The organism is Pseudomonas sp. BAV 4579, assembly GCF_009765395.1.
Taxonomy (GTDB): Bacteria; Pseudomonadota; Gammaproteobacteria; order Pseudomonadales; family Pseudomonadaceae; genus Chryseomonas; species Chryseomonas aestiva.
This window is the reverse complement of record NZ_WHOV01000017.1, coordinates 55,663-78,874: the sequence shown is the minus strand read 5'-3', so window position 1 is coordinate 78,874 and position 23,212 is coordinate 55,663. Positions and strand designations below refer to the sequence as shown.

Sequence of the window (23,212 nt, the reverse complement as noted above, 5' to 3'; positions counted from 1 at the left end):
AGGACTGCTCCGATGAACTTCTCCCAGTTCTTCATCCGCCGGCCGATCTTCGCCGCCGTGCTCTCGCTGATCATCCTGATCGGCGGGGCCATCTCGCTGTTCCAGCTGCCGATCAGCGAATACCCCGAGGTGGTCCCGCCCACCGTGGTGGTGCGCGCCACCTTCCCCGGCGCCAACCCCAAGGTGATCGGCGAAACCGTCGCCGCGCCCCTGGAGCAGGCCATGAACGGCGTGGAGCACATGCTCTACCTGTCGTCCCAGTCCACCGCCGACGGCAAGCTGACCCTGACCATCACCTTCGCCCTGGGCACCAACCTGGATACCGCCCAGGTGCAGGTGCAGAATCGCGTCACCCGCACCCTGCCCAAGTTGCCGGAAGAGGTGCAGCGCCTCGGCGTGACCGCCGACAAGGCCTCGCCGGACCTGGCGATGGTGGTGCACCTGACCTCGCCGGATCAGCGCTACGACATGCTCTATCTGTCCAACTACGCCCTGATCAACGTCAAGGACGAACTGGCGCGGCTGGACGGCGTGGGCGATGTCCAGCTGTTCGGCATGGGCGACTATTCCCTGCGCGTCTGGCTCGATCCGGACAAGGTCGCCTCGCGCGGCCTGACCGCCAGCGACGTGGTCACCGCCATCCGCGAGCAGAATCGCCAGGTCGCCGCCGGTGCCCTCGGCGCGCCGCCGGCTCCCGGCAGCACCAGCTTCCAGCTGGCCATCAACACCCAGGGCCGCCTGGTGGATGAGGAGGAATTCGCCAACATCATCGTGCGCGCCGGCAGCGACGGCCAGATCACCCGGCTGCGCGACATCGCCCGCATCGAACTGGGCTCCAACCAGTACGCCCTGAGATCCCTGCTGAACAACCAGCCGGCGGTGGCCATCCCGATCTTCCAGCGCCCCGGCAGCAATGCCATCGACCTGTCCAACCAGGTGCGCGCCAAGATGGCCGAGCTCAAGCAGGGCTTCCCCCAGGGCATGGACTACGAGATCGTCTACGACCCGACCATCTTCGTGCGCGGCTCCATCGAGGCCGTGGTGCACACCCTGTTCGAAGCCATCATCCTGGTGGTGCTGGTGGTGATCCTGTTCCTGCAGACCTGGCGCGCCTCGATCATTCCGCTGGCGGCAGTGCCGGTGTCGCTGATCGGCACCTTCGCGGTGATGCACGCCTTCGGCTTCTCGCTCAATGCGCTGTCGCTGTTCGGCCTGGTGCTGGCCATCGGCATCGTGGTGGACGACGCCATCGTGGTGGTGGAAAACGTCGAGCGGAACATCGGCCTCGGCCTCGATCCGGTGGCCGCCACCCGGCGCGCCATGGGCGAGGTGACCGGCCCCATCATCGCCACCGCCCTGGTGCTCTGCGCGGTGTTCGTGCCGACCGCCTTCATCTCCGGGCTCACCGGGCAGTTCTATCGCCAGTTCGCCCTGACCATCGCCATCTCCACGGTGATCTCGGCCTTCAACTCCCTGACCCTGTCGCCGGCCCTGGCCGCGGTGCTGCTCAAGGGCCACGACGCGCCCAAGGACCGCTTCTCGCGCCTGCTCGACCGGCTGTTCGGCGGCTGGCTGTTCGCCCCCTTCAACCGCTTCTTTGACAAGGCCAGCCACGGCTATGTCGGCGCCGTGCGCCGGGTGCTGCGCGGTGGCTCCATCGTGCTGGTGCTCTATGTGATCCTCCTGAGCCTGACCGGCCTGGGTCTGATGAAGACGCCGACCGGCTTCGTGCCGCCCCAGGACAAGCAGTACCTGGTGGCCTTCGCCCAGCTGCCCGACGCCGCCACGCTGGATCGCAGCGAAGACGTCATCCGCCGCATGTCGGCCATCGCCCTCAAGCATCCGGGCGTGGAAAGCACCGTGGCCTTCCCCGGCCTGTCCATCAACGGCTTCACCAACAGCCCCAACAGCGGCATCGTCTTCGTGACCCTCAAGCCCTTCGAGGAGCGCCGTGATCCCTTGCTGTCGGCCGGCGCCATCGCCGCCCAGCTGAACGGCGAATTCGCCGCCATCCAGGAATCCATCATCGCCATCTTCCCGCCGCCACCGGTGCAGGGGCTGGGCAGCATCGGCGGCTTCCGCCTGCAGGTGGAGGACCGCGGCAACCTGGGCTACGAAGAACTCTACGCCCAGACCCAGAGCGTGCTGGCCAAGGCGCGGCAGCTGCCGGAGCTGGCGCCGGAGTCGCTGTTCACCAGCTACCAGGTCAACGTGCCGCAGATCGATGCCCACATCGATCGCGAGAAGGCCAAGACCCACGGGGTGCCCATCGACGCCATCTTCGACACCCTGCAGGCCTACCTGGGCTCGGTCTACGCCAACGACTTCAATCGCTTCGGCCGTACCTTCCAGGTCAACGTCCAGGCCGACCAGCGCTTCCGCCTGGAGCCCGAGCAGATCGGCCAGCTCAAGGTGCGCAACGACCGCGGCGAGATGGTGCCCCTGTCCACCTTCGTCAAGATCAGCGACACCGCCGGCCCCGATCGAGTGATGCACTACAACGGCTTCCTGACCGCCGAGATCAACGGCGCGCCGGCCCCGGGCTACAGCTCCGGCCAGGCCCAGGCGGCCATCGAGGGGCTGCTCAAGCAGGAACTGCCCAATGGCATGACCTTCGAATGGACCGAGCTGACCTACCAGCAGATCCTCTCCGGCAATACCGCCCTGCTGGTGTTCCCGCTCTGCGTGCTGCTGGCCTTCCTGGTGCTGGCCGCCCAGTACGAGAGCTGGAGTCTGCCGCTGGCGGTGATCCTGATCGTGCCCATGACCCTGCTCTCGGCCATCACCGGGGTGATCCTGGCCGGCAGCGACAACAACATTTTCACCCAGATCGGCCTGATCGTGCTGGTGGGCCTGGCGTGCAAGAACGCCATCCTCATCGTCGAGTTCGCCAAGGACCAGCAGGCCACCGGCAAGGACCGCGTCGCCGCGGTGCTGGAGGCCTGCCGCCTGCGGCTGAGACCCATCCTGATGACCAGCTTCGCCTTCATCATGGGCGTGCTACCCCTGGTGACCTCGACCGGTGCCGGCGCCGAGATGCGCCATGCCATGGGCGTCGCGGTGTTCTCCGGGATGCTCGGGGTGACCTTCTTCGGCCTGCTGCTCACACCGCTGTTCTATGTGCTGGTACGCGCCTTCGTGGAGCGTCGCCAGGCCCGCTCCGCCGTTGCCCAGGAGGCCCAGGCATGAAGGCTTTCGCTCCCCTGCTGCTGGCGCTGGCGGTCTCCGCCTGCGCCGTCGGTCCGCACTACCAGGCGCCCGAGCCCGCGCCTGCGCAACTCAAGGCCAGCCAGCAGCCCGCGGTCTATGACCAGGGCCGCTTCGAAGCGCTCTGGTGGCGCCAGTTCGAGGACCCGACCCTCAATGCCCTGGTCGCCAGCAGCCTGGACGGCAACCGCGAATTGCGCGCCGCGTTCGCCCGGCTGCGTGCCGCCCGCGCCCTGCGCGATGACGACGCCAACGACCTCTACCCCACGGTCACCAGCCGCGCCAGCAGCCAGCTCGGCAAGGCCCAGCAGCCCGGCTTCACCGAACAGCGGGTCAACAGCGACCGCTATAACCTGGGCCTGGACATGGCCTGGGAGCTGGACCTGTTCGGTCGCGTGCGCCATACCCTGGAAGCCAGCGATGCCCGCGCCGAAGCGGCGGCCTCGGATCTCGCCGGCCTGCAGGTCAGCCTGATCGCCGAACTGGTGGACGCCTATGGCGACCTGCGCGGCGCCCAGCTGCGCGAACGCATCGCCCGTGACAACCTCGGCAATCAGCGCGAGGCACGCCGCCTGACCGTGACCCTGAGGGACGAAGGCATGGGCAGCGACCTCGACGTGCAGCGCAGCGAGGCACGCCTGGCGGCCACCGAAGCCAGCCTGCCGGAATTCCAGGCCCAGGCCACCCGCGCGCGCAATCGCATCGCCACCCTGCTCGGCCAGCGCCCGGATGCCCTCAGCGTGGATCTCGCGCCCAAGGCCCTGCCGGCCATCGCCAAGCGCCTGCCCATCGGCGATCCCGGCGAGCTGCTGCGCCGCCGGCCGGACGTGGCGGCCGCCGAACGCCGGCTGGCCGCCGCCACCGCCGACGTGGGCGTGGCCACCGCCGATCTGTTTCCGCGGGTCAGTCTCTCGGGCTTTCTCGGTTTCACCGCCGGGCGCGGCTCGCAGATCGGCAGCAGTGCCGCCCGCGCCTGGGGCCTTGGCCCGAGCATCAGCTGGGCGGCCTTCGACCTGGGCAGCGTCCGCGCCCGCCTGCGCGGCGCCCGCGCCGGCTCCGACGAGGCCCTGGCCAATTACGAGCAGCAGGTGCTGACCGCCCTGGAAGAGAGTGCCAACGCCTTCAGCGACTATGGCCGTCGCCAGGAGCGCCTGCAGGCGCTGATCCGCCAGTCGGTGGCCAGTCGCGCCGCCGCCGACCAGGCCGAGATCCGCTACCGCGAAGGCGGCACCGACTTCCTGGTGCTGCTCGACGCCCAGCGCGAACGCCTGGCCGCCGAGGACCAGCAGGCCCAGGGCGAAATCGAGCTCTATCGCGGCATCGTCGCCCTCTACAAGGCCTTGGGTGGCGGCTGGGACGTGCAGCCCCCCGTCTCGCCCAGGGCAACGCTTCCCCCGCGCCGGTGCGCTAACCGCCGGCGCTTACCCCCGACACGCGCGTTCTCTTGCTCCTTTGGCGTGTCGGGTTTTTTCTTCCTGCTATCCGGTGCGGCGCCCTGGGCACCGCACCGGATAGCCCTCCCCCGCGCAGCGCTGAGCAAAAGCCCGTCCCAGAGGTCTCAGTTAGACCCGAGCAGCGCCTGCCGGGCGTTTGCGCCCTGTGCTGGAGGCTGCCTGGCTGTTTCCTAATATTTTGTAAGGGAGACGGGGCTAGGATTTTGTGGTCTCTCTTTTATTATCACCTTAGGTTATTAAACCTTCGGTTCTTGTACGAAACTCGAACATCGATTTCCCCACCTCTCGCCGCCTTGGCGATCTCTGCGTGGCGGATCGAATGCCGCTCGAGGTCCGAGGGAGCCCCTCTATCCACCGCCGTGAGGCGCTCAGCTAAAGGATGCAGGCATGGTATTGGCGCTGATCATCGCGTTGCCCTTCCTGGGAACACTGCTGTCGCTGGCGACCGATCGCTTCGGCCGGCGCGCCTGCGCCCTGGGCACCGCCGTGGCCCCGGCCCTGGCCCTGGCCCTGGCCCTGCTGGCCACGCAACTGCCCGCGGTCCTGGATGGCGCCGTGCTGCTGCAGCGGGTCGACTGGTTGCCGGCGCTGGGGCTGAACCTCAGCCTGCGCCTGGACGGACTGGGGCTGATGTTCGCGCTGATGATCCTGGTCATGGGCCTGCTGGTGATCCTCTACGCCACCTATTACCTGAGCAAGGATGAAAAGGTCGGGCGCTTCTTCGCCTACCTGCTGCTGTTCATGGGCGCCATGCTGGGCGTGGTGCTGGCGGAGAATCTGCTGCTGCTGCTGGTGTTCTGGGAGCTGACCAGCCTGTCGTCCTTCCTCTTGATCGGTTTCTGGAGCCACAGCAAGGAAGCCCGCCAGGGCGCGCGCATGGCCCTGACCGTCACCGGCGGCGGTGGCCTGGCCCTGCTCGCCGGCATCCTCCTGCTCGGTCATATCGTCGGCAGCTTCGAGCTGACCGACGTCCTCGCCGCCGGCCCGCTGATCACCGGCCATGCCCTCTATCCGCTGGCGCTGATCCTGGTGCTGCTCGGCGTCTTCACCAAGTCCGCGCAATTCCCCTTCCACTTCTGGCTGCCCCAGGCCATGGCCGCGCCGACGCCGGTCTCGGCCTATCTGCACTCGGCGACCATGGTCAAGGCCGGGGTCTTCCTGCTGGCACGGCTCTATCCGGCTCTGGCCGACTCCGAGTGGTGGTTCTACATCGTCACCCTCACCGGTCTCACCACCCTGGTGGTGGGCGCCATCCTGGCGCTGTTCCAGCACGACCTCAAGGGCCTGCTGGCCTACTCCACCATCAGCCACCTGGGCCTGATCACCCTGCTGTTCGGCCTCGACACCCAGCTGTCCACCGTGGCGGCGGTGTTCCACATCCTCAACCACGCCACCTTCAAGGCCTCGCTGTTCATGGCCGCCGGCATCATCGACCACGAGACCGGTAGCCGCGACATGCGCCGCCTGGCCGGACTCTGGCGCTACATGCCGCACACCGCGGTGCTGGCCATGGTCGCCGCCGCGGCCATGGGCGGGGTGCCGCTGCTCAACGGCTTCCTGAGCAAGGAGATGTTCTTCAACGAGACCCTCAACCACGGCCTGTTCGGTAGCTTCAGCTGGATCGTGCCGGCGATGGCGGTGCTCTACGGGGTCTTCTCGGTGGCCTATTCGCTGCGTTTCATCCACGACGTCTTCTTCAACGGCGAACCGCGCGACCTGCCCCGCTACCCGCCCCACGAACCGCCACGCTACATGAAGATTCCGGTGGAGATCCTGGTGCTGCTCTGCCTGCTGGTGGGCGTGGTGCCGGGCTACACCGTGGCGCCGCTGCTGGCCGCCGCGGCCAGCGCCGCCCTTGGCGGCAGCCTGCCCGACTACAGCCTGGCCATCTGGCACGGCTTCAACACCGCCCTGATGATGAGCCTCGTCGCCATGGTCGGCGGCGTGCTGGTCTATGCCTTCCGCCAGCCGCTGTTCCGCTGGCAGCAGGGCCTGCCCGACATCGATGCCCTCCAGGTCTTCGAGAAGAGCATGAGTCGGCTGACTGGCTTCGCCCGGCGCCTGACCCTCGGCCTGGAAAGCGGCTCGCTGCAGCGCTACATCACGCTCATGCTGCTGGCCACGGTGGTGCTGCTGGTGGCGGCGCTGTCGGGTCTCGATACCCTGACCGGTCCGGTCGCTCTGTCGCCCTTCGATCCGCTCACCGCCCTGGGGTTGGGCATCCTGATGCTGACCGCGGTGCTGACCGTCTATTTCCACCGCAACCGCCTCAAGGCACTGATGGCCCTGAGCACCGTGGGCCTGATCGTCGCCCTGCTGTTCGCCCGCTACTCGGCGCCCGACCTGGCGCTGACCCAGCTGTCGGTGGAGGTGGTGACGGTCATCCTGCTGGTATTGGCGCTGTTCTTCATGCCCGATCGCACACCCATCGAATCCAGCAGCCTTCGCGCCCTGCGCGACGTCCTGCTGGCCGGCGGCCTGGGGTTGCTGGTGGCCCTGCTGGCCTATGCCGTGCTGACCCGTCCCTATACGCACATCGGCGACTTCTTCCTGGCCAACTCGGTGTCCGGCGGGGGCGGCTACAACGTGGTCAACGTCATCCTGGTGGACTTCCGTGGCTTCGATACCCTCGGTGAGGTGACGGTACTGGCCATCGCCGCAGCGGGTATCTACGGCCTGCTCAAGCATCTGCACCTGCCGCATCCGCTGGTCGATCCCAAGGGCACGCCCTGGTCCCGCGACAGCCACCCGATGATCCTCGACAACGTGGCACGGCTGCTGCTGCCCCTGGCCCTGCTGGTATCGGCCTTCATCTTCATCCGCGGACACAACCTGCCGGGAGGCGGCTTTATCGCCGGCCTGGTCACCGCTATTGCCCTGATCCTGCAGTACGTGGCCCATGGCGTGGCCTGGACGCAACGCCGCCTGCCGATCAGCTACCACGCCCTCTGCGGCCTCGGGGTGCTGATCGCCGCCCTCACCGGGTTGGGCTCGCTGGCGTTTGGCCGACCCTTCCTGACCACCGCCTTCGATTACTTCGCCATCCCCCTGGTCGGCAAGACCGAACTGGCCACCGCGCTGATCTTCGACCTTGGCGTCTATCTCGCCGTGGTGGGCGCCACGTTGCTGATTCTCTCCAACCTGGGCCACGTCAGCCGGGACGAGAAGGACACCGACGGTTCCAGCCAGGAGGTGCTCTAACATGGAAATCCTGTTCTGCTCGACCCTCGGGGTTCTGGTCGCCACCGGCGTCTACCTGTTGCTCAGGGCGCGCCTCTATCCGGTGGTGCTTGGTCTCACCCTGCTGTCCTATGCGGTCAATCTCTTCCTGTTCGCCATGGGTCGTCTGCGTACCGGCGTGTCGGCGGTCATCGGCAAGGCCGCCGAGCATGCCGATCCGGTGCCCCAGGCGCTGGTGCTCACCGCCATCGTCATCGGCTTCGCCATGACCGCCTTCGTGGTTGCCCTGTCATTGCGGGCCCTGGGTGAATTGCGCACCGACCACGTGGATGGCGAGGAGCCACGCCGATGAACCATCTGCTCATCCTGCCCATCCTCATCCCGCTGTTTACCGGCGGCTTCCTGCTGATGCGTCCGCGGCTCTCCGTAACCGCCTCGCGCTGGGTGTCGCTGCTGGCCACCGGGAGCCTGCTGCCGCTGGCGCTGCTGCTCCTGCAGCGGGCCAATGGCGGCCAGCTGGAGGTCTATGCGCTGGGCGACTGGCCAGCGCCCTTTGGCATCGTCCTGCTGCTGGATCGCCTGGCCGCACTGATGCTGACCACCGTGGCGGTACTGGCCGCGGGCGCGGCGCTCTATGCCTGCCGCGGCGACGACAAGCGCGGCCCGGATTTCCATGCGCTGTTCCAGTTCCAGTTGCTGGGCATCAACGGTGCCTTCCTCACCGGCGACCTGTTCAATCTCTTCGTCTTCTTCGAGATCCTGCTGATCGCTTCCTATGCCCTGCTGGTGCACGGCGCCGGACCGGACCGGATACGCGCCGGCCTGCACTACGTGGTGCTCAACCTGGTGGGCTCGGCGCTGTTCCTGATCGGCATCGGCCTGCTCTATGGCCTGCTCGGCACCCTGAACCTGGCCGATCTGGGCTTGAGGGTCGCCAGCGCCGACCCCGAGCGCGCGCCCCTGCTGGCCGCTGCGGGCTTCCTGCTGCTGGTGGTATTCGGCCTCAAGGGCGCCATCCTGCCGCTGTACTTCTGGCTGCCCAGGGCCTATTCGGCGGCCAGTGCGCCGGTCGCCGCCCTGTTCGCCATCATGACCAAGGTCGGGCTCTACGCCATCGTCCGCGTCTTCCTGCTGGTGTTCGGCAGCGCCGCCGGCCCGCTCGCCCACTATGTGCTGCCCTGGCTCTGGCCGCTGGCGGCGATCACCCTGGCCGCCGGCGTATTCGGTGCCCTGGCCGCCCATCATCTCAAGGCGCTGCTCGGCTATCTGGTGGTCATCTCGGTCGGCATGCTGCTGACCGGCGTCGCGCTGGGCAGCGTCTCCAGCCTGGCCGCCGCGCTGTTCTATCTGGTCCACAGCACCTGGATCGCCGGTGCGCTGTTTCTGCTGGCCGATCTCATCGCCCAGCAGCGTGGCGGGCAAGGCGACCTGCTCAAGAGCGGTCCGCCACTGCGTCATCCACGGTTGCTCGGCGGCCTGTTCTTTCTCGGGGCGATCTCCGTTGCCGGCCTGCCGCCCTTCCCCGGCTTCCTCGGCAAGGTGATGCTGCTGCAGGCCACCGGCACCGCCTGGCCGGCGCTGATCATCTGGCCGGTGGTGCTGCTCGGCGGCCTGGGCATGCTCATCGCCCTGTCCCGTGCCGGGACCACGCTGTTCTGGCGCGGCAAGGGTGCCGCCCTGGACGTGCGCCTCGATCCCGTCCAGCTCGCCGCCACCCTCAGCCTGCTGCTGGGCAGTCCGCTCCTGGTCGCTCTGGCTGCCCCGCTGCATACCTATGCCCTGGAGACCGCCCGGCAACTGCTGGACGTCGCTCCCTACTTCGACATCGTCCGGGGGGTTGGCCCATGAAGCGCTGGCGCCTGTTGCCACATCCGCTGCTTACCCTGCTGCTGACCATCGCCTGGCTGCTGCTCAACAACAGCCTGAGTCTGGGCCAACTGCTCCTCGGGCTGTTTCTCGGCTGGGGCATTCCGCTGCTGTGCCAGGACTTCCTACTGCGGACACCACGCTTGCGGCGGCCCTGGCTGCTGCTGCGCTATATGCTAGTGGTGCTGTACGACATCGTTTTCGCCAACCTGCATGTCGCCCGTCTGGTGCTGGGCCGTCCCGAGGCCCTCCGGCCGGCTTTCATCGAGGTGCCCATCGATATCGAGGACGAATTCCTGCTCACCCTGCTCGCCTGCGTGGTGTCCCTCACCCCCGGCACCGTTTCGTCCGGCCTCAGCGGCGATCGCAAGACCCTGCTGCTGCACGGTCTCGATGTCGCGGACAAGGACGAGGTGATCCGCCAGGTCAAGACGCGCTATGAAGCCCCGCTCAAGGAGATCTTCGAATGCTCACCTACGTGACCCTGCTGTGCCTTGGGATGATGGGCGTGGCCGCCATGCTCAACGTCTATCGCCTGGTAAAGGGACCGGACATCCCGGATCGGGTGCTGGCCCTGGATACGCTCTACATCAACGTCCTGGCGATCATCATCCTGTTCGGCATCTGGCTGGCCACCGACGTCTTCTTCGAAGCGGCGCTGCTCATCGCCGTGACCGGCTTCGTCGGCACCGTGGCGCTGGGCAAGCATATGCTCCATGGCGAAATCATCGATTAACGGAGTGCTATCCCATGCCTTTCTGGCTCGAACTCCTGATCTGCGCCCTGCTGCTCATCGGCAGCGGCTTCGCCCTTATCGGCGCCATCGGCCTGTACCGGCTGCCGGACTTCTTCATGCGCCTGCACGGTCCGACCAAGGCCACCACCCTGGGCGTGGGCAGCACCATCGTCGCCTCGATGCTGTTCTTCAGCGTCCAGGGCGAGGGCCTCAGCCTGCACGAACTGCTGATCGCCCTGTTCATCTTCATCACCGCGCCGGTCAGCGCCCACATGCTGGCCCGCGCCGCCATCCAGCAGAAGGTCAAGCAGGTCGAGCGCACCGACGGCCAGCCCTGGCGCTAGGACTGGGCGCGCACCGCTCGCCGCGCCGGAGCGGGCGAGTCGCCGGCGGTCCTAGCGACCGCCACTGACCTTGCTGAAGTCCTGACGGCCGAAGGGGTTGGGCTGGTAGCCCTCGACGCCGCTCCTGGCCAGCACCGTCACCGTCGGGTGCGCCAGTGGCAGCCACAGCGCCTGGTCGTGGATGATGCGCTGCGCCTGGTGATACACCGTGGCGCGCGCCATCTGGTCGGACAGGGTCTTGCCCTTGCTGATGGCGCCGTCCAGGGTCTTGTCGCAATAGCGGGCGAAATTCAGGCCCGACTGCACCGAGGCGCAGGAGAATTGCGGCGTCAGGTAGTTGTCCGGGTCGCCGTTGTCGCCGGCCCAGCCCATGAACAGCAGGTCGTGCTCGCCGGTCTTGGCGCGGCGGATCAGTTCGCCCCACTCGATCACCTGGATCTGCGCATCGACGCCGATCTTCTTCAGGTCGGCCTGCAGCATCTGGGCGCCCAGTTGCGGATTGGGATTGAGCAGACTGCCGCTGGGTCTCGTCCAGATGGTGGTCTTGAAGCCGTCCTTGAGGCCCGCCTGGGCCAGCAGCGCCTTGGCCTTGGCCGGGTCATAGGGATAGGCCGGCACGTCCTTGGCATAGCCCCAGGTGGTAGGCGGATAGACGTTGTCGGCGGCCACCGCGGTGTCCTGGAACACCGCCTTCAGATAGCTCTGCTTGTCGAACGCAAGGTTGATGGCCTGGCGCACTTTGATGTTGTCCAGCGGCGGATGGCTGGTGTTGATGCCGACGAAGGCGGTCATGAAGGCCGGCGTCTGCAGCACCTGCAGGCTCTTGTCCTCCTGGGCGCTCTGCAGATCCTGGGGCTTGGGCGACAGGGCGATCTGGCACTCGCCGCGCTTGAGTCGTTGCAGGCGCACCGCCGAATCCGGGGTGATGGCATAGATCAGCCCATCCAGCTTGGGCTTGCCGGCGAAGTAGTCCGGATTGGCGACATAGCGCACCGCGGCATCCTTCTGGTAGCGCTTGAAGACGAAGGGGCCGGTGCCTATGGGTTCGTCGTTGAGCTGGGCGGTCTCGCCGGCCTTGAGCAACTGCTCGGCGTATTCGGCGGAGTAGATGGAGGCGAAGCCCATGCTCAGGGTCGGCAGGAAGGTGGCGTCCGGGCTGTTGAGCACGATGCGCACGCCGAGGTCACTGGTCTTTTCCACGCGCTTGATCAGCTTGGGCCACTGCATCGACTGGGCATGGGGATAGCCGCTCTTGGCCACCGCGTGCCAGGGATGGTCCTTGTCCAGCATGCGCTGGAAGCTGAACACCACGTCGTCGGCGGTCAGGGTACGGCTGGGGGTGAAGTAGTCGGTGTGGTGAAACTTCACGTCCGGGCGCAGGGCGAAATCATAGGTCAGGCCGTCGCTCGATACCGTCCAGCTCTGCGCCAGGCTCGGCACCAGCTTGGCTTCGCTGGCGTCGTATTCCACCAGGCGATTCATCAGCACGTCGGCCGAGGCATTGGTGGTGGTCAGGGAGTTGTACTGCACCACGTCGAATCCATCCGGACTGGCTTCGGTACAGACGCTGAGCGTGGCGGCCTGCGCCAGCAGGGGCGCGAAGAGCAGAGGCAAGGCGGCTAGACGCATAGAACGATTCCTTGTGGAGCCGAAGTGGGCAGACGGCGCCTGGATGGCTGGCAACGGCTGACGGGCGCTGAGGGCGGTCGTCTGACGGACGTGGATTGAAAATGGCAGTCGCTCTAAACTAGACCACCCGTCCGTCCGTCACAATGCTTCTGACCGACGAACGGTTGGCATTCCGGCCGGGCTCGCACAGCGCCCGGTGCGCGGGCATTTCATCCGTCGCCCTACCTTGTTATGCCAGAGTACTTCTGGTATAAAACAGCGCTCTTTTTTCGGGGTATGGCCGCTTCAGGTCCCCGGCATTTGCCGGCTCTCCCCGTCAAAACAGGAATCAATACAGTTACAAGCGGCCAACCCATGCCGGGTTTGGCATGAGGTTTATGAGGGCTGAGCCATGTCGAGAGTTTGCCAAGTAACCGGTAAGGGTCCGATTACTGGGAACAACGTTTCCCACGCTAACAACAAAACCCGTCGTCGTTTCCTGCCGAATCTGCAGCACCACCGTTTCTGGGTAGAATCCGAGAAGCGCTTCGTGCGTCTGCGCGTTTCTGCCAAGGGCATGCGTATCATCGACAAGCGCGGTATCGAAACCGTACTGTCCGAGCTGCGTAGCCGCGGCGAAAAATTCTAAGGGGATTCGTCATGCGTGAATTGATCCGTTTGATTTCCAGTGCCGGTACCGGTCACTTCTACACCACTGACAAGAACAAGCGCACCAAGCCCGAAAAGATCGAAATCAAGAAATTCGATCCGGTCGTGCGCAAGCATGTCATGTACAAGGAAGGCAAGATCAAGTAATTGATCGCCCCTTGAATAAGAAACCCGCCTCGGCGGGTTTTTTGTTGTCTGGCGTCCGGCCCGGCGGAGGGCGCCGCCGGAGCCTGGTCAGCAGCTCACTTGAACTGGCCGGTCAGCTCGCGCAGGGCGGCTTCGGCGCCAAGGATCTTCTGCATGCATTCCCGCGCCTTGGTCGGATCGATGCTCAGGCGCGCATAGAGGTCGTCGGGAATCGGCTGGGCCGGGCCGTTGCCGATGCCCTCGGCACGCAGCAGCTGCACGGCGAGGAAGATCAGGTTGGGATAGACCGCCTGCTCACCCTGATAGCCCGGATCGCCCTGGAAGCGCAGCGCCGTCACCACCTCTTCGGGCATCTCCCAGCAGCACATCAGGGCCGCGCCGATCTGCTCGCGGGTGATGCCCAGCAGGTGGTGCTCGATCACCTGGTGATCGAGCTGGCGGTTGGCCTCCAGATGGCGGCAGATCAGCGAGAAGTGCGGCGGAAAGACGTGGGCCAGCACCAGATAGCCGAAGTTGTGCAGCAGGCCGCCGAGATAGGCCAGGCCCATCTCCGGTCGCTCCGCGCGCGGCATGGCGCGCGCCAGACCCTCGATCAGGGCGGCGGTGTAGATGGCCTGCTTCCAGTAGGGCGTCTCGTGCTGGGCCTGGTCGCTGGGCAGGCTCAGGGTCTTGCCCAGGGCCAGGCCGAGGGCCAGGTTGATCACCAGGTCGAAGCCCAGCACCCGCACGATGGCATCTTCCACCGAGCGGATCTTGCCGGGCGCGGCATAGTAGGGCGAGGCGGCCCAGCTGATCACCTGGGCCGCCAGCGCCGGGTCGGTCTCCACCACGTTGGCCAGGTCGTCCACCGTGGCGTCGGGGTCGACCCGCAGCTTGATGACCTTTTCCGCGGTCTTGGACAGCGGCGGGATTTCCAGGGTCTCCTCCAGGCGCTGGCGGATGCGTCGCGCGGTGAAGGCGGTGGCGGCATGGAGGATTTCCGCCTCGTCGCGCTCCGGTTGCCGTAGATTGGGCTGGATACCGGCCACCGGGATGCCGAAGCTGCCGGCGGTGGCCTGATTCAGCAGGCGTCTATAGTCAGATGTTTCAACTTCCAGCAGCAGCGAGCGCTCACCGGATTCCAGCAGCAGTCGGGGCGCTTCCAGCAGGCGCTCGTCATACAGGCAGGGGGAATTGGTCAGCGACGGCAGCCCCGGCAGGACATCCAGTTCGTAGCGCTCGAGGGTGCGCATCAGCCGCTCCGGCGCCACCACCGTCAGCTGCCGCCCGGTGAATTCCACCAGCCGGCGCAGATCCAGCAACTGATCCTCGGGCAGCAGCACCAGCAGCATGCCGACGCTGTCGCTCAGGAGCACCGTATGCACCCGATTCGCCTGCGGCTGGCGCGTCGTCGCCGGGGTCGGCCGATAGGCCAGGTTCAGCTGGGCAAGCAACTGCTGGATCGAAGGGGGAACCTCAGGGAGGGGCGAAGCGAGCGCTACATCGGTCATGGCATTTTCTTCCTCACGTACGCCCTGGAGTATAACCATTCGGCTTCGTAGGTAGCGTCGTCTGTATAAGCTTTGTCAAACCTGGCCGTATTGCTGCCCGTGGCGCAACCAGCGCTCCAGCAGCGGACCGGCATGACTGGGCCAGCGCGCCAGCAACTCCTGGGCAGCATCCCGGACCGCCGGCAGCCAGTGGGCGTCGCGCATCAGGTCGGCCACCTTGAACTGCAGCAGACCGGTCTGGCGGGTCCCCAGCATCTCGCCCGGGCCACGCAACTCCAGATCCTTCTCGGCAATGATGAAGCCGTCGTTGGTCTCGCGCATGATCGCCAGCCGCTCGCGACCGATCTGCGACAGCGGCGGATGGAACAGCAGCACGCAATAGCTCACGGCACTGCCCCGCCCGACGCGACCCCGCAGCTGGTGCAACTGGGCAAGGCCCAGGCGTTCGGGATTCTCGATGATCATCAGACTGGCGTTGGGCACGTCCACCCCGACCTCGATCACCGTGGTGGCCACCAGCAGTTGCAGATTGCCGGCCTTGAACTCGGCCATCACCGCGGCCTTTTCCGCCGGCTTCATGCGCCCGTGGATCAGCCCGACGTGCAATTCGGCCAGGGCCAGCTGCAATTCCTCGTAGGTGGTCTCGGCCGCCTGACAGGTGAGTTCCTCGGATTCCTCGATCAGGGTGCAGACCCAATAGGCCTGGCGCCCTTCGTGACAGGCGGCGCGCACCCGCTCCACCACCTCCTCGCGACGGCTGTCGGTGACGCTCACGGTATTGACCGGCGTCCGTCCCGGCGGCAGTTCATCGAGCACCGAGGTGTCCAGGTCGGCGTAGGCGCTCATGGCCAGGGTGCGCGGGATGGGGGTGGCGGTCATGATCAGCTGGTGCGGTGCCAGGCGGCCGTCGACGCCCTTCTGGCGCAGGGCCAGGCGCTGCTGCACGCCGAAGCGGTGCTGTTCGTCGATCACCACCAGCGCCAGGCGGGCGAAGCGCACCTCGTCCTGGAACAGCGCATGGGTGCCCACCACCATGGGCGCCCCGGCGGCGATACGCTCCAGGGAGCTGGCGCGGGCCTTGCCCTTGAGCTTGCCGGCCAGCCAGGCCACCTCGATGTCGAGGGCAGCGAACCAGCGCTGGAAGTTGAGGAAATGCTGCTCGGCGAGGATCTCGGTGGGCGCCATCAGCGCCACCTGGTAGCCGGCCTCGATGGCCTGCAGGGCGGCCAGGGCGGCAACCACCGTCTTGCCCGCGCCCACGTCGCCCTGCACCAGCCGCAGCATGGGCTCGGACTGCGCCAGGTCATGGGCGATCTCGCGACCCACGCGTTGCTGGGCACCGGTGGGGGTGAAGCCGAGGTTGTCCAGGTACAGCTGCGGCAGCCGGCGAGCGGCCGGCAAGGGCACCGCCCGCTGGGCGCGCAAGGTTTCGCGCAAGCGCTGCAGGGACAGCTGGTGGGTCAGCAATTCTTCGAAGACCAGCCGCTCCTGGGCCCAATGCCGGCCCTCGGCCAGCTCTTCCAGGTTCGCGTCCGGCGGCGGTCGGTGCAGATAGCGCAGGGCATCGGCCAGCGGCCCCAGGCGATAGTGCTCGGCCATCTCCGGCGGCAGCCAGTCGGGCAGGGATTCGGGCCCGAGCCGTTCCAGCGTCTGGGCGCTGAGCTGGCGCAGGCGCAGCTGGGTAAGGCCTTCGGTGGTCGGGTAGATGGGCGTCAGCGTCTGCTCGACCGGCGCCGGGGCGTTCTCGTCCTGGGCGCGGTATTCGGGGTGGTAGATCTCCAGGCCCGAGGCGCCGGGACGCACCTCGCCATAGCAGCGCAGCAGGGTGCCGCGCTTGAGGCCGTCCTTTTGCGCCTGGCTGAAGTGGAAGAATCTCAGCGACAGGGTGCCGCTGCCGTCCTGCAAGCGCACCAGCAGGCTGCGGCGGCGCCCCATGAGCACCTCGGCAGAGGCGACCATGCCCTCCACCACCGCGTCCTGACCGGGCCGCAGGGCGCCGATGGGTACGATGCGGGTACGGTCCTGGTAGCGCAGCGGCAGGTGGAAGAGCACGTCCTGCAGGGTTTCCAGGCCGACCCGCGCGAGTTTCTCCTGCAGGGCGGCGCCGACCCCCTTGAGGGCGGTGACCGGCGTCGCGGCCAGTTCACTCATGCCGGCTGCACGACGCCCTTGGCTTCAGGCCGCGCCACCGAGCAGAGGCGGACCGAGTCGGCCAGGACCTCGATGGCCTTGGGCCGCGGAAAGCTGGCGCGCCAGGCGATGGCCACGGTGCGGTAGGGCACCGGCCGCTCGAAGGGCCGTACCTCGATGATCCCCGGCGCATAGTGATGACTCTCCACCGCCGAGAACGGCAGCACCGAGACGCCCAGGCCCGAGGCCACCATGTGGCGAATGGTTTCCAGCGAAGACGACTCCACCGTGGAATTCTTGTTTTCCTCGTGCTTGCGCACGGTCGGGCAGGCTTCCAGGACCTGGTCGCGGAAGCAGTGGCCTTCGCCCAGCAGCAGCAGGCTCTTGTCGCTCAGCTGGTTCTGCGGAATAGCCTTGAGCTTGGTCCAGGGGTGCCGCGCCGGCATCATCACGTAGAAGGGCTCGTCGTACAGCGGCAGGGTCAGGACGTCCGGCTCGTTGAACGGCAGGGCGAGAATGACGGCATCCAGCTCACCGGTGCGCAGCTTGTCGCGCAGCAGGTGGGTGAAGTTCTCCTCGATGTACAGCGGCATCTCCGGCGCCACCCGGTTGAGCTGCGGGATGAGGTGCGGAAAGAGATAGGGCCCGATGGTGTAGATGGCGCCGATCTTCAGCGGCGCGGTGAGTTGGTTCTTGCCGGCCTGGGCCAGCTCGCGAATGCCCTGGGCCTGCTCCAGCACCTTCTGCGCCTGGGCGACGATGCCCTCGCCGGTGGGGGTGAGGCGCACGGCACTCTTGCTGCGCTCGAAGATCAGAATGCCCAGCTCGTCCTCAAGCTTCTTGACGCCCACCGACAGCGTCGGCTGGCTGACGTGGCAACGCTCGGCAGCTCGGCCAAAGTGCTGTTCCTGGGCGAGCGTGACGATATAGCGCAGTTCAGTCAGGGTCATAGTCAAATTCCATGGGGTGCCGGCCAATCTTAGCGGCTGTCTCTATCAACGGCCAAGCGCGACGGGCAGCTGCCTGTTCTCCCGGGTTGGACCACAGCCAGGCGCAGGCTACCCTGGCCGTCTATCCAGGCCTTTGCAGAAGGAAACACCGATGAGCACCATCCTAATCGCCGGTTGCGGCGATGTCGGCAGCCGTCTTGGTCTGCAACTGGTCGCCCAGGGCCATCGCGTCTTCGGCCTCAGACGCAACGTCGCCGCCCTCCCCGCCGAATTGCTACCGGTCGCGGGCGATCTCGCCGACTCCGTGCCCCCGGCCGCCTGGCCGCGCGAACCCCTCGACCAGGTGGTCTATGCCACCGCCGCGACCCACCATGACGAAGCCGGCTATCGCGCCGCCTATGTCGATGGCCTGCGCCATCTGCTGGGCTGGCTGGCCGCCTGCGACCAGCGTCCGCAGCGCCTGTTGTTCGTCTCCAGCAGCGGCGTCTATGCCCAGGGCGACGGCGTCTGGGTCGACGAAACCGCCCCCGCCGAACCCGAGCGCTTTTCCGGGCGCATCCTACGCGAGGCGGAAGACCTGGCGCTGGGCAGTGGCCTGCCCGCCAGCGTGGTCCGCCTGACCGGTATCTACGGCCCGGGCCGCGAGGCGCTGCTGCGCCAGGTGCGCGAGGGCTCCCGGGTGACCCGCGAACCGCCGCTGTATGGCAATCGCATCCACGTCGAGGACGCCGCCGGCCTGCTGGCGCTGCTGCTGCAGCGGGATCGCGAAGGGATCGCCCTGGACGCTCTCTATCTGGGTGTGGACGATGATCCGGCGCCGCTGGACGAGGTGGTGGACTGGCTGCGGGCGCGCCTGGGCATCACCTTCTGGTCCGACGAAGCCCAGCTGCGCCGCGCCGGCAGCAAGAAGTGCAGCAACGCCCGCGCCCGGGCGCTGGGCTGGACGCCCCGCTACCCCAGCTATCGCGAAGGCTACGCGGCCATTCTCGACCGCTGAAACGACAGAGCCCGGCACGGGCCGGGCTCTGGACGCGAAAGGCGATGCACTTAATCGCGCAGGGCTTCACCGCGCGTGGCCTGAGGACGTTCCTCGACCTTGGCGGTGCTCTTCAGGTGCGGCAGGGCCGCCCAGTAGGCAGCGCCCTTCTCGGCGTCGTAGAGGCCTTCCCACTTGGCGATGACCAGCGCGGCCAGGGCGTTGCCGATCACGTTCAGGGCGGTGCGCGCCATGTCCATGATGCGATCCACACCGGCGATGAAGGCCAGGCCTTCCAGCGGAATGCCGACGCTGCCCAGGGTGGCCAGGAGCACCACGAAGGAGACGCCTGGTACGCCGGCGATGCCCTTGGAGGTGACCATCAGGGTCAGTACCAGCAGCAGTTGCTGACTCAGCGACAGGTCGATGCCATAGAGCTGGGCGATGAACAGCGCCGCGATGCTCTGGTAGAGGGTGGAGCCGTCCAGGTTGAAGGAGTAGCCGGTGGGGACCACGAAGCTGGTGATGGACTTGGGCGCGCCATAGGCCTCCATCTTCTCGATGATGCGCGGCAGCACGGTTTCCGAACTGGCGGTGGAATAGGCGAGGATCAGCTCATCCTTGAGGATGCGGATGATGCGGAAGATCGAGAAGCCGAACAGCTTGGCCACCAGGCCCAGCACGCCGAGGGCGAAGAAGCCGATGGCGACGTAGACCAGCACCACGAGCTTGGCCAGCGGCAGCAGGGAGGCGAAGCCGAAGTTGGCCACGGTCACCGCGATCAGGGCGAAGACGCCGATGGGGGCGTAGTTCATGATCATGTGGGTGACCTTGAACATGGCCTCGGAAATGCCCTGGAAGACGCGCACCACCGGCTCGCGGGTGGCTTCCGGCAGGGCGCCCAGGCCCAGGCCGAACATCACCGCGAAGAAGATGATCGGCAGCATCTCGCCACGGGCGACGGCGGCGAAGACGTTGGACGGGATCAGGTTGAGGATGGTCGCGATGAAGGCATGGTCATGCTGCACTTCCGCGGTGGTCTTCTGGTACTGGGAGATGTCGGTGGTGCCCAGGGTGCTCATGTCAATGCCGGCACCGGGTTGCACGCTATCGGCGAAGAACAGGCCGACGACGATGGCCAGGGTGGTGACGATCTCGAAGTAGAGGATGGTCTTGAGGCCGATGCGACCGAGCTTCTTGGAGTCGCCGACGCCGGCGATACCGACCACCAGGGTGGCGATGACGATGGGCACCACGATCATCTTGATCAGCCGGATGAAGATGTCACCGGCCGGCTTGAGGACGTTCGAAATCCACCAGGCCTTCTCGGCGCTGAAGTGATTGAGCAGTGCGCCGACGGCGATCCCCAGCACGAGGCCGATAAGGATCTGCCACGCGAGGCTGAGCTTGGGCTTGGTCATGTACCGACACCTTTGTTCTATTTGGATGGAGTTCGGGACGAACGTCACCGTGCCGGGTCGTGATGCGCAAAGCGCATGCAACGCCAACGTGGAGGGTGCGTTCAGGCTGCGGAAACGGTGCTCGAAAAGGACGAGGAGCACCAAGGCGTCACACTTTTGCCAGAGGGTAACGGGGTATGTCTAATGCCGCTGTTGCCTGCCCTATGCCGTTCCGGCATGAGGTGTCCCGAAAAGGCCGCGCAGCATACAGGTACTGGCGCCTTGCACGCCAGGCATACAGAGGCGCCGCTCATCGCGGCGCCCCGTGCACGTCAGCCGTTGAAGGTGGCGGGATCGGGACCGAGGCGCTTGTCCTGATTCAGCCCGGCGATCTGCCGCAGGTCCTCGTCGTCCAGGGCGAAGTCGAAGATCTGCATGTTTTCTTCGATGCGCTTGGGCGTCTTGGATTTGGGGAAGATGATGTTGCCGAGCTGGATATGCCAGCGCAGTACCACCTGGGCCGGCGTCTTGCCGTGCTTGGCGGCCAGTTGCTGCAATACCGGGCTCGCCAGCAGCTCGCCGCCCTGGGCCAGCGGACTCCAGGCTTCGGTGGCGATGCCTTTGTAGGTATTGAAGTCGCGCAGCTCCTGCTGCTGCAGCAGCGGATGGCACTCGATCTGGTTGACCACCGGCACCACACCGGTCTCGGTCAGCAAGGTCTCGATATCGGCTTGGCGGAAGTTGGACACGCCGATGGACTTCACCCGACCCTGGTTGCGCAATTCGATCAGCGCCTTCCAGCTGTCTAGAAACAGGCCCTTTTCCGGCAGCGGCCAGTGGATCAGGTAGAGGTCGACATGCTCCAGGCCCAGCTTGGCCAGGCTGGTGTCGAAGGCGCGCAGGGCGCTGTCGTAGCCCTGGTCGGCATTCCACAGCTTGGTGGTGACAAACAGTTCGTCACGCGGCAGACCGGCCTGGGCGATGGCCTTGCCGACGCCTTCTTCGTTGCCGTAGATGGCGGCGGTATCTATGTGTCGATAGCCCAGGTCGAGGGCTGTCTTGACCACCTGGGCGGTCTCTTCGGCCGGAGTCTGCCAGACCCCCAGACCGAATTGCGGAATGTGGTGACCGTCGTTGAGCTGAAGACGGGTGATCGCGGACATGCGTCGCTCCTCTGGAATGAGTGGGATACCAGAGGTGTGACTGGTGGCGGTGGCCTTTTGCTCCCGATCAGTCGAGGCGCATGGCTTCGGGCACGCTGTAGCTTTCCACCCAGCCCAGCACGGTACGGCCGTCCTGCTGCAGCTCGATGCGCTTCCAGCGCTGGAAGGAGCGGGTCTCGATCACCCGCACCTGAGTATCGCCGTCCAGCCGTACCAGGGTATTGCGCACGCGCTCGCGGCTACGGTCGTAGACGAAGGGCCACTTGAGGACATCGACCGGGCCACGCAGCATCCAGCCCTGCCCTTCTTCGGCGAAGCGAAAGGACACACTGCCCTCGGCACGGGCCAGGTTGCTGCCCAGCAGCAGCACGGACGCTACGAGCAGTGAGGGGAGGATACGGCGAAGGGTCGAAAGGACATTCGGGGTCATACTGGCCTCGTCTGTAGCACCAAAAAAAACAGCGCCCGAATCGGACGCTGCGAGGGTAGACCCTTTGGCGTGGCAAACGACTGCAGGCTTTGCCCGAGAATGCCAAATGGCCAGCATTCCCGGACAAAACCCTTGGCTCGATGATCAGGCCGCGCTGAACAGTTTGTGCGGATCGATGACGAATTTCTTCGGTACGCCCGCATCGAACTCGCTATAGCCGCGTGGGGCCTCGTCCAGGGTGATCACCTGCACGCCGACGATGTCGGCGATCTTGATGCGATCCCACATGATGGCCTGCATCAGCTGGCGGTTGTACTTCATCACCGGGGTCTGGCCGGTGTGGAAGCTGTGGGACTTGGCCCAGCCCAGACCGAAGCGGATGCTCAGGGCACCCTCCTTGGCCGCGGCGTCGACCGCGCCCGGATCGTCGGTGACGTACAGGCCGGGGATGCCGATTTTGCCGGCTACGCGTACAACGCCCATCAGCGAGTTCAGCACCGTGGCAGGGGCCTCGCTCTTGGCGCCTTCGTGACCATGGCCACGGGCTTCGAAGCCGACGGCATCGACGGCGCAATCCACTTCCGGCGTGCCCAGCAGTGCGGCGATCTGTTCGTGCAGCGGAGTATCCAGGGACAGGTCGGCGATCTCGAAGCCCTGCGCCTTGGCGTGGGCCAGGCGCACTGGGTTGACGTCGCCCACGATGACTACGGCGGCACCCAGCAGGCGGGCCGAGGCGGCAGCGGCCAGGCCCACGGGGCCGGCACCGGCCACATAGACGCTGGTGCCCGGGCCGACGCCGGCGGTGACGGCGCCGTGGTAGCCGGTGGGCAAGATGTCGGACAGGCAGGTCAGGTCACGGATCTTTTCCATGGCTGCGTCGCGATTCGGCAGCTTGAGCAGGTTGAAGTCAGCATAGGGGACCAGCACGTATTCGGCCTGGCCACCGACCCAGCCGCCCATGTCGACGTAGCCGTAGGCACCACCGGCGCGCGAAGGATTGACGGTCAGGCACACCCCAGTGTCCTGCTCCTTGCAGGTGCGGCAGCGACCACAGGCGACGTTGAAGGGCACCGAGACCAGATCGCCGACCTTGAGGGTCTCGACGTCGCGGCCCGCTTCGATGACTTCACCGGTGATCTCGTGGCCGAGCACCAGGCCTTCGGGGGCAGTGGTCCGGCCGCGCACCATGTGCTGGTCGGAACCACAGATGTTAGTGGAGACCACGCGCAGAATGACGCCGTGGTCGATACGCTTGCCCTGCGGGGTTTCCATCTTCGGGTAGGGAATGGTCTGCACCTCGACCTTGCCCGCGCCCAGATAGACGACGCCACGATTACCGGACATGTTGCACCTCGCTGTTGTTGTTGGACTGGCTCTAGCGGTTCGAGCCTAGTCTTCGCGAAGCACGGCGTCTGTGGGGATGGCGTTTTTGGTGATGCCGAGGTCGCCCTTGCGGGTCGGC

At 66.3% G+C, this 23,212-nt stretch carries 18 protein-coding genes and 1 pseudogene; 11 read left to right on the top strand and 8 right to left on the bottom strand.

Annotation, left to right across the window (positions count from 1 at the left end; translation table 11 throughout):
- The first annotated feature begins 12 nt into the window (after nt 1-12).
- The 8 genes and pseudogenes from GSQ95_RS05780 to GSQ95_RS05745 all read left to right on the top strand — a co-directional run bounded on the left by GSQ95_RS05780 (nt 13) and on the right by GSQ95_RS05745 (nt 10,787).
- Complete coding sequence (locus GSQ95_RS05780) at nt 13-3,189, top strand: efflux RND transporter permease subunit (RefSeq protein ID WP_158889855.1); 3,177 nt, start codon at nt 13-15, stop codon at nt 3,187-3,189.
- A pseudogene (locus tag GSQ95_RS05775) lies at nt 3,186-4,562 on the top strand (efflux transporter outer membrane subunit); the annotation flags it as partial. The gene GSQ95_RS05780 and the pseudogene GSQ95_RS05775, both read left to right, overlap by 4 nt.
- A 486-nt stretch (nt 4,563-5,048) precedes the next feature.
- Nucleotides 5,049-7,862, top strand: a complete 2,814-nt coding sequence (locus GSQ95_RS05770; RefSeq protein WP_158889859.1) for a monovalent cation/H+ antiporter subunit A — start codon at nt 5,049-5,051, stop codon at nt 7,860-7,862.
- A 1-nt stretch (nt 7,863) separates the two neighbouring features.
- Entirely contained in the window at nt 7,864-8,193 is a 330-nt protein-coding gene (locus GSQ95_RS05765) for a Na+/H+ antiporter subunit C (protein WP_158889861.1), read from the top strand.
- Complete coding sequence (locus GSQ95_RS05760; RefSeq protein WP_158889863.1) at nt 8,190-9,689, top strand: monovalent cation/H+ antiporter subunit D; 1,500 nt, start codon at nt 8,190-8,192, stop codon at nt 9,687-9,689. Before GSQ95_RS05765 ends, GSQ95_RS05760 begins: the two co-directional genes overlap by 4 nt.
- Nucleotides 9,686-10,189 carry a Na+/H+ antiporter subunit E gene (locus GSQ95_RS05755; protein ID WP_158889865.1) on the top strand — a complete coding sequence of 168 codons (504 nt, stop codon included), beginning with the start codon at nt 9,686-9,688 and terminating at the stop codon, nt 10,187-10,189. The genes GSQ95_RS05760 and GSQ95_RS05755 overlap by 4 nt, the downstream gene beginning before the upstream one ends.
- Nucleotides 10,174-10,443: a K+/H+ antiporter subunit F gene (locus GSQ95_RS05750; RefSeq protein WP_158889867.1), complete on the top strand. Its 270-nt coding sequence runs from the start codon at nt 10,174-10,176 to the stop codon at nt 10,441-10,443. Before GSQ95_RS05755 ends, GSQ95_RS05750 begins: the two co-directional genes overlap by 16 nt.
- Nucleotides 10,444-10,457: 14 nt before the next feature.
- The gene (locus tag GSQ95_RS05745; protein WP_158889869.1) at nt 10,458-10,787 is read left to right on the top strand and encodes a Na+/H+ antiporter subunit G; all 330 of its coding nucleotides are present in this window, start codon (nt 10,458-10,460) and stop codon (nt 10,785-10,787) included.
- Between the two features lie 51 nt (nt 10,788-10,838).
- Here GSQ95_RS05745 and GSQ95_RS05740 read toward each other — a convergent pair whose 3' ends face one another.
- Entirely contained in the window at nt 10,839-12,416 is a 1,578-nt protein-coding gene (locus GSQ95_RS05740; RefSeq protein WP_158889871.1) for an ABC transporter substrate-binding protein, read from the bottom strand.
- A 391-nt stretch (nt 12,417-12,807) separates the two neighbouring features.
- Between GSQ95_RS05740 and rpmB the strand changes: the two genes are divergently transcribed.
- Both rpmB and rpmG read left to right on the top strand, forming a co-directional pair.
- The gene (rpmB, locus tag GSQ95_RS05735) at nt 12,808-13,044 is read left to right on the top strand and encodes a 50S ribosomal protein L28 (protein WP_007159903.1); all 237 of its coding nucleotides are present in this window, start codon (nt 12,808-12,810) and stop codon (nt 13,042-13,044) included.
- 11 nt (nt 13,045-13,055) lie between these two features.
- A complete protein-coding gene (gene rpmG / locus GSQ95_RS05730) occupies nt 13,056-13,211 on the top strand; it encodes a 50S ribosomal protein L33 (protein ID WP_007159904.1) in 156 nt (51 codons plus the stop codon).
- Nucleotides 13,212-13,306: 95 nt separating this feature from the next.
- Here rpmG and GSQ95_RS05725 read toward each other — a convergent pair whose 3' ends face one another.
- The 3 genes from GSQ95_RS05725 to GSQ95_RS05715 all read right to left on the bottom strand — a co-directional run bounded on the left by GSQ95_RS05725 (nt 13,307) and on the right by GSQ95_RS05715 (nt 17,781).
- Nucleotides 13,307-14,701: an aminoacyl-tRNA deacylase and HDOD domain-containing protein gene (locus tag GSQ95_RS05725; RefSeq protein WP_158889873.1), complete on the bottom strand. Its 1,395-nt coding sequence runs from the start codon at nt 14,699-14,701 to the stop codon at nt 13,307-13,309.
- Between the two features lie 75 nt (nt 14,702-14,776).
- Nucleotides 14,777-16,852: an ATP-dependent DNA helicase RecG gene (recG, locus tag GSQ95_RS05720; protein WP_158889875.1), complete on the bottom strand. Its 2,076-nt coding sequence runs from the start codon at nt 16,850-16,852 to the stop codon at nt 14,777-14,779.
- A complete protein-coding gene (locus GSQ95_RS05715) occupies nt 16,849-17,781 on the bottom strand; it encodes a hydrogen peroxide-inducible genes activator (protein WP_007159908.1) in 933 nt (310 codons plus the stop codon). The genes recG and GSQ95_RS05715 overlap by 4 nt, the downstream gene beginning before the upstream one ends.
- Before the next feature lie 151 nt (nt 17,782-17,932).
- On the opposite strand from GSQ95_RS05715, the gene GSQ95_RS05710 reads away from it, so the two are divergent.
- Nucleotides 17,933-18,778 carry an NAD-dependent epimerase/dehydratase family protein gene (locus GSQ95_RS05710; protein ID WP_158889877.1) on the top strand — a complete coding sequence of 282 codons (846 nt, stop codon included), beginning with the start codon at nt 17,933-17,935 and terminating at the stop codon, nt 18,776-18,778.
- 50 nt (nt 18,779-18,828) lie between these two features.
- Here the strand turns inward: GSQ95_RS05710 and gltP are convergent, their stop codons facing one another.
- The 4 genes from gltP to fdhA form a co-directional block, all read right to left on the bottom strand.
- On the bottom strand, nt 18,829-20,178 hold the full coding sequence (gene gltP / locus GSQ95_RS05705) for a glutamate/aspartate:proton symporter GltP (protein WP_007159910.1): 1,350 nt from the start codon (nt 20,176-20,178) through the stop codon (nt 18,829-18,831).
- Between the two features lie 311 nt (nt 20,179-20,489).
- Complete coding sequence (locus tag GSQ95_RS05700; RefSeq protein ID WP_158889879.1) at nt 20,490-21,320, bottom strand: aldo/keto reductase; 831 nt, start codon at nt 21,318-21,320, stop codon at nt 20,490-20,492.
- A gap of 67 nt (nt 21,321-21,387) precedes the next feature.
- A complete protein-coding gene (locus GSQ95_RS05695) occupies nt 21,388-21,750 on the bottom strand; it encodes a hypothetical protein (RefSeq protein ID WP_158889881.1) in 363 nt (120 codons plus the stop codon).
- A 144-nt stretch (nt 21,751-21,894) separates the two neighbouring features.
- Nucleotides 21,895-23,094 (bottom strand): formaldehyde dehydrogenase, glutathione-independent, encoded by a 1,200-nt coding sequence (fdhA, locus tag GSQ95_RS05690; RefSeq protein ID WP_158889883.1) that lies wholly within the window; start codon nt 23,092-23,094, stop codon nt 21,895-21,897.
- Nucleotides 23,095-23,212: the final 118 nt, after the last annotated feature.